This is a genomic window from Streptomyces sp. NPDC013457 (assembly GCF_043089925.1).
In the GTDB taxonomy this organism is placed as follows: Bacteria; Actinomycetota; Actinomycetes; order Streptomycetales; family Streptomycetaceae; genus Streptomyces.
Window position 1 is genome coordinate 429,276 of the sequence record NZ_JBICBL010000006.1, and the last position, 11,923, is coordinate 441,198.

Annotated in this window: 10 protein-coding genes; 3 read left to right on the plus strand and 7 right to left on the minus strand. The window is 74.1% G+C overall.

Annotation, left to right across the window (positions count from 1 at the left end; translation table 11 throughout):
• The first annotated feature begins 220 nt into the window (after positions 1 to 220).
• Together ACF1G2_RS19105 and ACF1G2_RS19110 are read left to right on the plus strand one after the other, a co-directional pair.
• Positions 221 to 1,864, plus strand: a complete 1,644-nt coding sequence (locus tag ACF1G2_RS19105) for a protein kinase (protein ID WP_391799388.1) — start codon at positions 221 to 223, stop codon at positions 1,862 to 1,864.
• A complete protein-coding gene (locus ACF1G2_RS19110; protein ID WP_391799389.1) occupies positions 1,861 to 2,475 on the plus strand; it encodes a hypothetical protein in 615 nt (204 codons plus the stop codon). Before ACF1G2_RS19105 ends, ACF1G2_RS19110 begins: the two co-directional genes overlap by 4 nt.
• On the opposite strand, the gene ACF1G2_RS19115 is transcribed toward ACF1G2_RS19110, so the two are convergent.
• The 7 genes from ACF1G2_RS19115 to ACF1G2_RS19145 all read right to left on the minus strand — a co-directional run bounded on the left by ACF1G2_RS19115 (position 2,451) and on the right by ACF1G2_RS19145 (position 10,468).
• On the minus strand, positions 2,451 to 6,101 hold the full coding sequence (locus tag ACF1G2_RS19115) for a hypothetical protein (RefSeq protein ID WP_391799390.1): 3,651 nt from the start codon (positions 6,099 to 6,101) through the stop codon (positions 2,451 to 2,453). The two genes, ACF1G2_RS19110 and ACF1G2_RS19115, sit on opposite strands and share 25 nt — an antisense overlap.
• 108 nt (positions 6,102 to 6,209) lie before the next feature.
• Positions 6,210 to 7,598 (minus strand): DEAD/DEAH box helicase, encoded by a 1,389-nt coding sequence (locus ACF1G2_RS19120; protein ID WP_391799391.1) that lies wholly within the window; start codon positions 7,596 to 7,598, stop codon positions 6,210 to 6,212.
• 83 nt (positions 7,599 to 7,681) lie between these two features.
• Complete coding sequence (locus ACF1G2_RS19125; protein WP_015031667.1) at positions 7,682 to 7,885, minus strand: cold-shock protein; 204 nt, start codon at positions 7,883 to 7,885, stop codon at positions 7,682 to 7,684.
• A 445-nt stretch (positions 7,886 to 8,330) separates the two neighbouring features.
• Positions 8,331 to 9,101: a metallophosphoesterase gene (locus ACF1G2_RS19130; RefSeq protein ID WP_391799392.1), complete on the minus strand. Its 771-nt coding sequence runs from the start codon at positions 9,099 to 9,101 to the stop codon at positions 8,331 to 8,333.
• Positions 9,098 to 9,352 carry a BON domain-containing protein gene (locus ACF1G2_RS19135; protein WP_391799393.1) on the minus strand — a complete coding sequence of 85 codons (255 nt, stop codon included), beginning with the start codon at positions 9,350 to 9,352 and terminating at the stop codon, positions 9,098 to 9,100. The genes ACF1G2_RS19130 and ACF1G2_RS19135 overlap by 4 nt, the downstream gene beginning before the upstream one ends.
• The gene (locus tag ACF1G2_RS19140) at positions 9,352 to 9,963 is read right to left on the minus strand and encodes a nucleotidyltransferase family protein (protein WP_391799394.1); all 612 of its coding nucleotides are present in this window, start codon (positions 9,961 to 9,963) and stop codon (positions 9,352 to 9,354) included. Before ACF1G2_RS19140 ends, ACF1G2_RS19135 begins: the two co-directional genes overlap by 1 nt.
• A gap of 58 nt (positions 9,964 to 10,021) precedes the next feature.
• Positions 10,022 to 10,468, minus strand: a complete 447-nt coding sequence (locus ACF1G2_RS19145) for an SRPBCC family protein (RefSeq protein ID WP_391799395.1) — start codon at positions 10,466 to 10,468, stop codon at positions 10,022 to 10,024.
• Between the two features lie 234 nt (positions 10,469 to 10,702).
• Between ACF1G2_RS19145 and ACF1G2_RS19150 the strand changes: the two genes are divergently transcribed.
• Entirely contained in the window at positions 10,703 to 11,797 is a 1,095-nt protein-coding gene (locus ACF1G2_RS19150; protein ID WP_391799396.1) for a chemotaxis protein, read from the plus strand.
• The last annotated feature ends 126 nt before the right edge of the window (positions 11,798 to 11,923 follow it).

Genomic DNA, 11,923 nt, shown 5'->3' on the forward strand with positions numbered 1-11,923 from the left:
CCGGGCCCACCCGCGGCCGGGGGCGCCCCCGCGGCCGACGTTCACCGTAGGGTCCGCCGCCGCCCGGCGGGGGCGGTGTGCGAAGAGTCCATGGGGTCGCGCAAGAAGTCCATGCGCCGCCCGTACGCCGTCCTCGCGCCGTCCGCACCCCACGCGCGCGCCCTTGCCGGGAACCGGTCGTGGCCGGAATCTGTCCCCGTTGAAGAAGACTGGGGGCGGGATGAACGCTTGGGTGGTGCCCGGATACACGGAGTTCCGGGAGCTGGGTGCGGGTGCGAGCGGGCGCGTGGTACTCGCCGTCCACGACGCGACCGGGCAGCCGGTGGCCGTGAAGTACCTCGGCGAGCGCCTGCGGACCGATCCGGCCTTCGTCCGGGGGTTCCGGGCGGAGGCGCGGCGGCTCGCCGCACTCGAATCGCCGCACGTCGTGGGCTTGTACGAGTACGTGGAGGCGCCGCGGGGCGCCGCGATCGTGATGGAGCTGGTCGACGGGGTCGCCCTGCGCGCGCTGCTCGCCCGGGAGGGCGCCACCGGACCCGAGGCGGCGCTCGTGGTCCTCAAGGGCTCGCTCCTCGGCCTGGCCGCCGCGCACGGGGCCGGGGTCGTGCACCGCGACTACAAGCCGGACAACGTCCTGGTCGCCGCCGACGGCTCGTCCACGCTCGTGGACTTCGGCATCGCGACGGACCACGGTGGCACGCCGGGTGTCGCGGGCACACCCGCCTACATGGCGCCCGAGCAGTGGAACGGCGAGCCCGCGTCCCCGGCAGCCGACGTGTACGCGGCGACGGCGACGTTCTTCGAGTGCCTGACCGGACGCAAGCCCTTCACCGGCCAGAACATCGCCGAACTGGCGCTGCAGCACCTCGACGCGCCCGTGCCGGACGCGGACGTCCCGGAGCCTCTGCGACCGCTGATCCGGCGCGGTCTCGCGAAGAACCCCGGGGAACGCCCCGCACACGCGACGGCCTTCGTGGCCGAGCTGGAAGGGGTCGCCACGGCCGCCTACGGACCCGACTGGGAGGAACGGGGGCAGCGCAGGCTGGCCGCGCTCGCCGCGCTCCTGCCTCTGCTCTTCCCCACCTCCGCCGGAGAACCGGCCACCGGCACGACCGCGCTGGCCACGACCACCCTGCCCCGGCCGGCCGGCCGGTGGCGCCGGCTGTGGCCGGAGATCGTCGTCCCGGCCGGTGTCACCGCGGTGATCCTCGCCCTGCTCGCGGCCGTCGCCGCCCGCGCCGGTGACGAGGGCGGTCGTACGACGGCGGAGGCGTTCGCCACCACGAGCACGCTACCGACCGCACCCGCCTCCCCCACGGCCGCGCCGCCCACGAGCACGGCGTCTCCCGAAGCCACGCCCTCGGCATCCGAGGAGGCGACCCCTTCGGCCACCCCGTCCCCGACGCTCACGATGACCCCGACGCCGACGGTGACCCTCGTCCCCACGGCGACGACGGATCCGCCGACCACGCCCCCGACGACACCGCCCACCACTCCGCCGACCACTCCGCCCACGACACCGCCCACGCCCCGTCCGGTCGGTGTGAAGGCGGTCTCCGTCACCGCGCTGCGGCAGACGGGCACGAGCACGGCGGAGGCCTCGTTCGAGGTCGTGACGGACGGGACCGGTCCGGTCGTCGTCCAGATCTCCTGGTTCACGGCCGACACCAAGGGCTCGGCGGGTGTGCCGGACGGCTCCGAGAGCGTACGGCGCAGTGGCGCGACCCGGTACACGATCACGCTGCCCCACACCTTCCCGCGGGCCGGCGGCTGCTACTGGGGCGTCCGGGCCACCACGGACCCGGCCGCCGCGAACGGCGCCTCCACGCAGCAGATCCTCACGAGGAGGTGCACGATCTCATGAGCGGCCACGACCCCGACGAGTACAGCGCCACGGTGCTCGGCAGCCAATGGTTCGAGGGACCCGCGCAGGACGTGGAGCCGGACCGGGTGGAGGGCGACGTCCTCAGGTTCGGCCCCGGGGTGACTCCTGCCACTCGGCTCCGCATGGCCGGTGGCCCGACGACCGCCCAGATCTGGCACGGCGGTCCGCCCGAGGCTCCGCCGCGCCGCCACAGGGCACTGCGACGGTACGCCCTGCCCGCCGCCGTCCTGCTCGCCGTCCTCGCGTTCCTCGCCTGGCAGCGGCTCGGGCCGGAGGTCTCGGTACGCGGGGTCTCGGTCGCCGCCCCGGCACGGCCGCCCGGTTGCGGCGGCACCGCCGACGTCGTGGCGGTCCTCGAGACCGACGGGCGGCCCGGCAGCGTCACGTACCGCTGGGAGCGCAGTGACGGGACCTCGTCCGGGCTGCTGCGGGAGCGGCTCGCCCGCCACCAGACGCAGGCGCGCCTGCATCTGCTGTGGACGTTCCACGGCCCCGGCGAGCACCGGGCGACGGCACGGCTCGTCGTCGTCTCCCCCACCCGGCACACCGCGGAGACCCGCTTCACCTACCGCTGCGAGACGGCTCCGTAGGGCCGGCCGGACAGCAGCTCGGGCGTGGCGCAGGCCGGTACACGGTCGACGTCCGGATCCGTGAGACGGGTGTGGAGGGCACGCCAGGCGTCGTGGTCGTCGCCGAGCCGCTCGGCCACCAGCCGGGCGGTCTCCTCCAGGGCGGCCCCCACCTCCTCGGGAGCGTCCGGCCGTCGGCGGGCGCGGCCCAGGTAGCCCAGGACGACGGCCGCCGGCGCGGCCTCTCGGACGAGGTCGCGCCCGGTCAGCCGGCCGGTCCTCAGCAAGTGGTCCAGCAGGGCGTCCACCGGTTCGCGCCCGTACGTGTCGACACCGTGCCGGACACGCGCCACGGTCACCTCCCGGTCCGGCGGCGTACCGAACGCCGACATCCGGTGGAGGTGCCCGGCGTGCCGGATCCGGAAGTCCCGGGGAGCGCTGGGGTGGCGGACCACGGCCTCCCAGAAGGGGACGGGGTCCCGCGCGTGCTCGGCCTCCAGTGCCTCCCACTCCGGGGTTCCCGGGGTGGCGTCGAGGAGGGCGCGGGCATCTCCGTGCGTACGGCACTTCCGCAGCCGCGCCACGAGGCGTCCGGGCGCCAGCTCCTTCGCCGCCCGGGCCGCGAGAACGGAGGCCGGATCGCCGCTCGCCAGAGCCTTCTGGCAGAGGCGGGTGACGGCGGCCCCTAGTCGTCCGCCCGCCGCGAGGGCGGCGAGCCGGCCGGGCCCGCCGTGACGCAGCAGGCTGAGCGCGCCGACCAGTTGCTGGGCCATCGTCAGCTGCTTGCCGGCCCTGTCGAAGACGAGCTCGACGAGTTCCGGCTGGGCCGACTCCAGCCATGCCGTACGCCCGCCGGGGAGTTCGGCGAGGGGGTCGGCGCGCACGGCGGCGGCGAGGCGCCGAGTGAGGGCGCCCGGGCGGGCGGCGACGCATCGGGACACGTCCGGATCGCCGTTGGTGCGGAGCACGGCGAGGTCCACGTCCGGGTCGGCGAGGTCCAGGAGCTCGCGCAGGGCGGTGGAGTCGAGCCAACGGGACTGCTGCGAGAGCACCGTCAGGGCCGACGGGTCGCGGTGGGCCAGGAGGAACGCGAAAGGGGTGGGCGCAGTCGCGCGGAACCGGAGGACGAACGCGGCCAGCATCCACGGCCCGTCGGGGCCGAGTCGGGCCATCACCGAGGCGAGGGCGGCGGGTCCCGCCACGCAGAGCAGGGTCCCGAGCGGCCAGGCCCACAGGTGGTTGCCACGGGCGAGCAGGCGCACCGCCGACTCGGGCGAGGTGGGCGGGTCGGTGGGGGTGAACGGCGAGGCGTGGCCGAGGGGAGCGCGCGCCTCTTCCAGGAGGACAGCCGTGCGCCGGGCGTCGCGCCGTGACCGGTCGAGGAGTTCGGGCCAGGTGGCCGTGTGGCGGCCGGCGGTCCCGCCCCCGTCCGGCTCGGACGTCGACCGTCGGGCGGCGGCCGCGAGCCGCAGCCAGCCGTCCGCCTCGGTACCCAGTTCGCGGTCCAGGAAGGTGGCGAGAGCGCGTCGCCAGGCCGCGAGAAAAGCCAGGTCGTTCCAGTCGTGGGGCACGCGCAGCATCAGGGCGGCCGGGAGGTGGCGGAGCAGGTCGTCGGCCGACACTATGCCGTGCAGATAGGCCTGTTCGGTGATGCGGGCGAGGGAGCCCGGCTCCGGTGTCTCCGCCATCCGTGCGAGCGTGTCGGTGCGTGTGGGCGGGTGGCACCGGTGCGCGAGGTCGTTCGACCCCCGCGCCATGCAGGCCTCGTGGAGCCAGTCCGGGTGGCGTAGGCCGGGGACGTCGTCCCGGGTGTGGGCGGACAGGCGGCGCAGGACCTCCGGATCGTCCGGCAGCGGCGCGGTGCCGGGGGCGGCCAGCGACCTCAGCAGGTCGATCGCGCCGAGCGCTGCACGCGCCCGCGCACCTGCCGGTCGCGCCGGCGGTGCGGCCGCCTCGCCGTCCGTGGCGGGAGCGCTCCCGGCACGTGCGGGAGGCACGCCTTCGTCGTCGGCCCGGCTCGGAGCGGGCGTCGACGTGTACGTCTGCGTCTGCGTCTGCGACGGCGTCGCATGCCGGACGCCCGCGCTCCTCGCCGCCTCGGTCAGCGTGCCCGGGTGATCGGGAAGGTTCCGCAGGAGCGTCTCCACGGCATCGGGGCGCACCGCCAGGTGGTCCTCGTACAACGCGGCCAGCGTTCTTCTGAGGCCATCGCCGTCCAGGCCCCGTTCGCAGACCGCGCGGAGCGCCTCCACGGCCCGGGCCGCGGGCCTGGCCTTCGTCACCAGCTCAGCGGGGTCGAGCAACCCCGCCTCGACCATGCCGACGGCCCAGTCGGCGGCCGAGTCGTCCAGCAGCTCCTCGGACAGACGGCGGCCGGGCGGGGTGAGGTTGCCCGCGATACGGCCGCCGGCCCGCCACGGTCCGTTGAGCAGCGTCAGCCGGAACTCCGCGCGCTCGGCGTCGGTGGCGTCCTCGTGGCGGAGCAGTTCCTCCGCCGCCTTCGGCATGAAGGGACGCGTCCGGTTGGCCGCCGCCAGGGCCCGGAAATCGTGGGCGTACGGCTCGTTGAGCAGATCGCGCAGGGTGCTGGTGCCACGCGAGACGCCGAGGAGCCGTGGCAGCACGGCCGGGTCGTCGTACGGTTCGCCCGAGGCCCGCAGCCGGAGCGCCGCGTCCCCGCCCGCCGCGTGGAGTGCTTCGGCGGCTTCGGCGCGGATCTCCGGGTGGACGAGCGGCACGACGGACGGATCGGCGAGCATGGTGCGCAGGGCGTCCGCGCCCCGGCATTCCAGGACCCGCAGCAGGGCATGGCGCTGCGCCGCCTTGCGTACGCCCCAGGTCAGCGCCTGTCCGACCAGAGCCGGGTCCCCGCTGACGAGCAGGGGCGCGGTCCGGCTACGTGACGCGGTACCGGCGGGCGACAGCAACTCCGCTCTGAGTTTCTCCTCGAGCGGGACGCGGGCCTGCGCATGGGCGTGGACGATCGTGCGGCGCAGGGACGGGGTGCAGCGGTTGTTGCGGTAGACGGCCGCGTTCACCTGCGGGTCGTCCGCGCCGACCAGCCGCTTGAGGACCCTGGCGTCGATCCGGGGGTGGCGGGCCAGCGCGGTGCGGGCCCTGGTGTCGCCGTGCAGCACGACGGCGGAGGTCAGCGAGGGACCGGGGAGGGAGCCGCCCGCGAGAATCGTCTCCAGGGTCCGCTCCGGCAGCGCGGTCAGCGCGGCCGCCGCGTGCGCGGGCGCCGCCCGCTCCAGGAGCAACTCCATGGTGGCGCAGACGGACTTGGGCGGGAGCCGGTCCGCCTCGGATGCGCTCGGGACGGGCAGCTCGGCGAGCAGTTCCGGCAGTGCGTCCGGCGCGGTGGTGAGGGCGTCGTGGAGCCGGCGCCAGCGCGTCCCGGATCCCGCGAGGTGGCGATCCGTCAGCTCTCTCAGCAGCGCGGCGGCGGCTCCGCCCGGCGGCAGGTCGCGGGAGAGTGCTCGCGCCAGGCCGCGCGCGGGGCGCGCCGACCTGATCACCGCGACGGCGGCCTGGTCGTCGCGGCGGTCCGTCACGACGGCCGCGCCGTCACGGGACGGACCGCCGGGGCCGGTCAACGCGTCCATCAGACGACGCAGTTCGGCCGGGGCCGTGGATGCACCGGACATGCTCGTGTTCCCCCTCGCGCTCGGACGGCGACGAGGAACATTGGATCATCCGGGTCCGACAGTGCCGCTCCGCCCGGACGGCCCCGCGCGCGGAGCGGACTCCCTGCCCTAGCGGCCGCGGCGGATCCGGGCGGCCTGCCGGGCCTCGGCCGTCTTGCGGGCCTCGGCGGAGCGCCGCGACTCGTTCTTCGCGCGGCCGGGCTTGCCCGGAACGGTTCCGATGCCGCGGAAGGGCGCACCGCCGCGCTTGGGGCCCTCCGTGCTGGGCGCGGCGCCGTCGACAGGACGGCCGGACGGGGCCTTGGCGCCGGTGATGCGGCTCAGCTCGGCCTCGCCGGAACGGACCTGGGTGACGCGGGCGCGGATCCCGGCCTCGCCCATCAGCCGGACCACGTCCTTGCGCTGGTCGGGGAGGACCAGCGTGACGACGCTGCCGGACTCGCCGGCGCGGGCGGTCCGGCCGCCGCGGTGCAGGTAGTCCTTGTGGTCGGCGGGCGGGTCGACGTTGACGACCAGGTCGAGCTGGTCGACGTGGATTCCGCGCGCGGCCACGTTGGTGGCGACGAGGACGCTGATGTCACCGCTCCTGAACCGCTCCAGGGTGCGGTTGCGCAGCGGCTGCGACTTGCCGCCGTGCAGTGCCTCCGCGCGCACTCCGCTGCCCCGCAGGTGCTTGGTGAAGCGGTCGACGGAGGCCTTGGTGTCCAGGAACATGATCACGCGCCCGTCGCGGGCGGCGATCTCCGTGGCGGTGGCGTACTTGTCGGCGCCGTGCACCTGGAGGACGTGGTGCTCCATGGTGGTGACGGTGGCGGCGGAGGGGTCGACCGAGTGCACGACCGGGTCGTGGAGGTAGGTCCGCACCAGTTGGTCGACGTTGCGGTCGAGGGTGGCGGAGAACAGCATGCGCTGGCCGTCCGGGCGTACGAGGTCGAGCACCTCGGTGACCTGCGGAAGGAAGCCCATGTCGGCCATCTGGTCGGCCTCGTCGAGGACGGTGATGTCCACGCGGTCGAGGCGGCAGTCCTTGCGCTCGACGAGGTCGTTCAGACGGCCCGGGGTCGCGACGAGGACCTCGGCGCCTTCGCGCAGCGTGGCGGCCTGACGGCCGATCGACATGCCTCCGACGACGGTGGCCAGGCGCAGCTTCAGGACGCGGGCGTACGGCGTGAGCGCGTCGGTGACCTGCTGGGCGAGCTCACGCGTGGGGACGAGGATCAGGGCCTGCGGCTTGCGCGACTCGGCCCGGCGCCCGGCGGTGCGCGCGAGCAGCGCGAGGCCGAACGCGAGGGTCTTTCCCGAACCGGTGCGTCCGCGCCCGAGGACGTCACGTCCTGCGAGGGCGTTCGGCAGCGTGGCGGCCTGGATCGGGAAGGGTGTGTCGACACCGAGCTCGGTGAGCAGCGCCAGCACCTCGGCGGGCAGGTCGAGCTCGCCGAAGGCGGCGACCGCGGGAAGGGCCGGGGTGTGGGAGACCGGGGGTGCGAATTCGTTCATCAGAGTGACCTCGTCCGAAAATGCGACGAGCTGAGGCCCTCACCTCGTCGGTGAGGACCCCAGCTGCGTCGGAAGGCTCGGCGTCAGGCGGGGAGGATGTTCTCCGCCTGCGGGCCCTTCTGACCCTGGGTGACGTCGAAGGTCACCTTCTGGCCCTCCTGGAGCTCACGGAAGCCGGAGGTCGCGATGTTGGAGTAGTGGGCGAACACGTCCGGGCCGCCACCCTCCTGCTCGATGAAGCCGAAGCCCTTTTCCGAGTTGAACCACTTCACGGTGCCATTAGCCATTTTAAATCTCCTTCGAGGCACTACCCGGGGATCCACACCGCGTGAATCCCGGCGTCGCCGCGCGATTGCCCCGTCCGGAAACAGCACCGAAAATACAAAAAGTGCCTGGCGAATTGAATTCACCCAAGGCACTTGAAGTTTATTGGGAACCACAACTGCAACTGAGTCGACTGTAGCACGGTGTGGTCGAACGTGCACGGAATTCGTCACTCCGCGTCGCTTCGGGCCACGTTCGGCCCGCGCGCGCCCGCCTCTGCACGGCCCCCGCTCCGGCCTGCCGGTTCTCCGTCGAACGCGCCCCGCACGCGCCCCGGACGTCGTCCGCCGGTGACGAGCCCGACGACCGGGCGACGGTGGTGGCCGGAATGCCGGCTCGAAACCGGGGCCCCGTTCCCTCGATTCCGGCTGACGTACGGGAAATCGCGGTAGCGGCCCGGCGTGTCGGTCAGGCCGTCAGAGGGAGGTGGTAGAGGGCGTAGGCCTTGCCGATCACGGGCTGGGCGACGTTGCGGACCCTGATACCGCCCGCCGTCATACCGTGTTCGGTACCGAGATGGGCGTGGCCGTGGACCGCGAGGTCGGCACCTGCCTCGTCCATCGCCTCCGCGAGGAGGTAGCTGCCGAGGAAGGGGTAGATCTCGCGTGGCTCCCCCGCGAGGGTGTCCGGCACGGGCGAGAAGTGCGTCAGCGCGATCCGGAGTGCGCAGCCGTCGTCGGCCAGCTCGGTGAGCGACCTCCGCAGGGCGTCCGCGCTGCGCCGGGTGACGCGTACGAAGTCCTTCATCTCGCGCTCCCCGAACTCGCCGGCGGAGCGGCCGGCGAAGCCGCCGCAGAACCCCTTGGCCCCGGCGACACCCGTCTTCCTCCCGTACAGCGACAGAACGGTGGCCGTGCCCTCCAGGACGGCGACACCGGCGTCCGCGAGAACGCGGGAGACAGCCTCCTCCTGCTCGGAGTGGTGGTCGTGGTTGCCCAGCACCGCGACCACGGGGACGCCCAGGTCCTCGACCTCGCCTGCCACCACCTCGGCCTCTGCGACGGTCCCGTGGCGGGTCAGGTCGCCCGCGAGGAGCAGCAGGTCCGCGCGGTCCGGGAGGGTCGCGAAGGAGGGGCGGAGCAGACCGCGCGAGTCGGGGCCGAGATGGATGTCGCCCACCGCGGCCACGCGCACGACGGCCCCGGCCTCGGGGTCCGCGCCGCCGGCGGGGGCGTTCACGGCAGGTCCTCGTGGCCGTCAGGGGGTTCCGCGCTCGCGACGCCCAGATCGGCGAGGACGGGCATGCCGGCCAGCTCGGAGTCGGCGATCCGAAGGATCTCCTCCCGGTGGTCGGCCGTCGGCAGGGTGCCGGAGAGGAGGACGGCCCCACCGCGCATCTCGATCCGTACGCCCAGTTCGGCCGTGTCCCCGCCCGCCAGCCGCTCACGGAGCCGGGCGATGCGGTACTCGCCCGTGTCGCGCGCGTTCATCACGTCTCCTCCTCGCCCGGGATCACGCCGAGCCGCTCCAGGAGGTACAGAAAGGCGGCCGGCATCGGTTCCTCGCCGTGTTCCTCGCGCAGCCGTGCCCAGTCCACGCGCTCGCGCAGCCCGCGGGCGACGGGCAGCAGGGCGCCGAAGTCGCAGTGGTGCTCCGACAGCGCCGCCAGGCGGCTGCTGAGGAGATCGGTGGGGGCGAGGACGGGCATGTGCACGGAGTCCACGGGCAGCGACTCGGCCCGTTCGAGGAGTTCGGTGGTGACCGGCCGGTTGGCGAGCGCGAAGATGAGGTCGATCTCCTCGCCCCGCGTCCGGGCCTTGACCAGCCAGTCCTCGGGCGGCCTGACGATCTCGACCTCATGGTCCTCCAGCGCCTTCACGACGTCCTCGGCGTCCTCGCGGCGTACGGCGAAGTCGGTGTCGTGCTGGAGCGTGAGCGGGATGCCGTGGGCGTAGACCGCGACGCTGCCGACGAGCGCGAAGGGGTGACCGGACGCCTTCAGGAGGGAGCCCACGCGTTTCGTGGCCTCCAGGATCGCCTGGGTGTGATCGGCGGGAAGGGTGTCCTCCCGGGAGCGGGCCGTAGCCGGGTCTGCGTTCATCGCCTCTCTCCGTCCCGCGCCCTGTGCGGGGCCTGGCGGCTACCCGCGCGGGCCGCGCTCACACCCGCGACGCGTGTTCGCGGACCGCGATCTGGGCCAGCTTCGTCAGCATCATGCCGTTGCGGACCGCCACGATGTAGTCCACCGGGAGGCCGTGCATCCGCGTGCCGGGGCCGCGCAGGGGGTGCCAGTCGAGGGTGAAGAGGGTGTTCTCACCCCAGGGCGTCAGGTACATGGCGATACGGGCCGCGCCGAAGGGCTCCGCCCTCGCCTCCAGTTCGAGGCGGCGCTCCGGTTCGCAGATGCGGACCACGCAGGTGTCGTCGAGGGTCATGGACCCCACGCCGACACGGACCTTCAGGCGGGCGCCCACGTCCGGCCAGTGCGGGTCCGCGGCCAGGACCTGCTGGGTGCCGGTCACCCACTCCCCGTAACGGCGGCCGTCGGAGAGGAGGCGCCAGACCTCGGACGGCGAGCTCAGGATCAGACGGCGGTTCCGGGCCACGCTGGTCACGCTCCTTCCGGGTACGACGTCCAGCCTGGCGCCTGCCGGCCGCCCGCGCAGTCCGGCGGGCCCGAACGGAGACGGCGTCGCGCCCGGTGGAGCAGCCTCGGCCCGCACGACGCGCCGACGCGCGAATGCGGGCATATCGTGCGTTCTGATTGGCCGGTCTCCCAGGAGCCCGTGTGCCGCGGCCCCGTCCACGCCCCTGCGATCGCCCACGAAAGGCCTGGTCCCATGCATCCTGCGCTCAGCAGCGAACTGCTCGCGAAGCTGCGTCAGCCACGCCCCTATCCGGCCGTGTCGCTCGTGATGCCGACGCACCGCCGGGAGCCCGACAACACCCAGGACCCCGTCCGGCTCCGCAACCTCGTGGCCCGGGCCGGAGAGCTGGTCGAGCAGGACCCGGCGGTGACCCGTGAGCGGCGGCTCGACGTGCTGAGCCAGCTGGAGCAGGCCCTCACCGAGGTCGACCTCGCCCACGCCGAGGACGGTCTCGTGATCTACGCCGCACCCGGGGAGCACCTGGTGTGGACGGTGGCACGGACGGTCCCGGAGCGGGTCGTCGTCGCCGACACCTTCCTCACGCGCAATCTCGTCGCCGCCCAGGCCGCCGAGCAGCCCTTCTGGGCGCTGACCGTGGCCGCCGACCGGGTCGCCCTGTGGAGCGGCGACCAGGAGGGCGTCCACGAGCACACCGCGGACGGCTTCCCGCGGACACGGAGCCTGGCGGACCCCGACGCCGAGCGCAAGGAGCAGATCGGCGATGTGCCGAGCACGTTCCGGGACGAGCGGACCCGTCACTTCCTGCGCGAGGCGCACGAGGCGATGCGCGTCGTGCTCAGCTCCTCGCCCCGCCCCTTGTACGTGATCGGCGAGGCGGCGGCGATCACGCTCCTGGAGGAGGTCGGGCCGCTGGCCAAGGACACGACGACCGTCCGGCGCGGCGGCCTGGGCTCCGGACCGGCCGCGGCCGTGTGGCAGGCGCTGGAGCCGCTTCGTAGGGCACGGCTGGAGTCCGACACGGCCGCCGTGGTCTCCGAGCTGGACGCCGCGCAGGGCCGCCGCGAGTTCTCCGGAGGAGTCGACGAGGTGTGGGTGGCCGCGAAGGAGGGCCGGGTGCGCCTGCTGGCCGTGGAGGAGCACTACCAGACGGTCGTACGCGACTACGGCGACCACCTCGAACCGGCCGACCCCACCGACCTCGACTCGCGGGACGACATCGTGGACGAGATCGTCGAGCAGGCCCTGTCGACCGGTGCGGCGGTGCGCTTCGTCCCCGACGGGACGCTGTCCGGATCGGGCCGGATCGCCGCCGCCCTCCGGTACTGACCGCTCGCGGCGACAGCTCTGTGGGGGGGGGCCGGGCGTGGAGGGGGCGCCCCCCCCGGCGAGGCCGCGGCCCCCCCGGGGCCGGTCCCACCCCGCCCGGGGACGGGGCCGCCGGCGGCGCGGCCG

Bases quoted from the DNA above. Each gene is read 5' to 3' on its own strand.
- ACF1G2_RS19110 (WP_391799389.1), top strand. From the start codon at position 1,861: ATGAGCGGCCACGACCCCGACGAGTACAGCGCCACGGTGCTCGGCAGC.
- ACF1G2_RS19120 (WP_391799391.1), bottom strand. From the start codon at position 7,598: ATGAACGAATTCGCACCCCCGGTCTCCCACACCCCGGCCCTTCCCGCG.
- ACF1G2_RS19140 (WP_391799394.1), bottom strand. From the start codon at position 9,963: ATGAACGCAGACCCGGCTACGGCCCGCTCCCGGGAGGACACCCTTCCC.
- ACF1G2_RS19135 (WP_391799393.1), bottom strand. From the start codon at position 9,352: ATGAACGCGCGCGACACGGGCGAGTACCGCATCGCCCGGCTCCGTGAG.
- ACF1G2_RS19105 (WP_391799388.1), top strand. From the start codon at position 221: ATGAACGCTTGGGTGGTGCCCGGATACACGGAGTTCCGGGAGCTGGGT.
- ACF1G2_RS19150 (WP_391799396.1), top strand. From the start codon at position 10,703: ATGCATCCTGCGCTCAGCAGCGAACTGCTCGCGAAGCTGCGTCAGCCA.
- ACF1G2_RS19115 (WP_391799390.1), bottom strand. From the start codon at position 6,101: ATGTCCGGTGCATCCACGGCCCCGGCCGAACTGCGTCGTCTGATGGAC.
- ACF1G2_RS19125 (WP_015031667.1), bottom strand. From the start codon at position 7,885: ATGGCTAATGGCACCGTGAAGTGGTTCAACTCGGAAAAGGGCTTCGGC.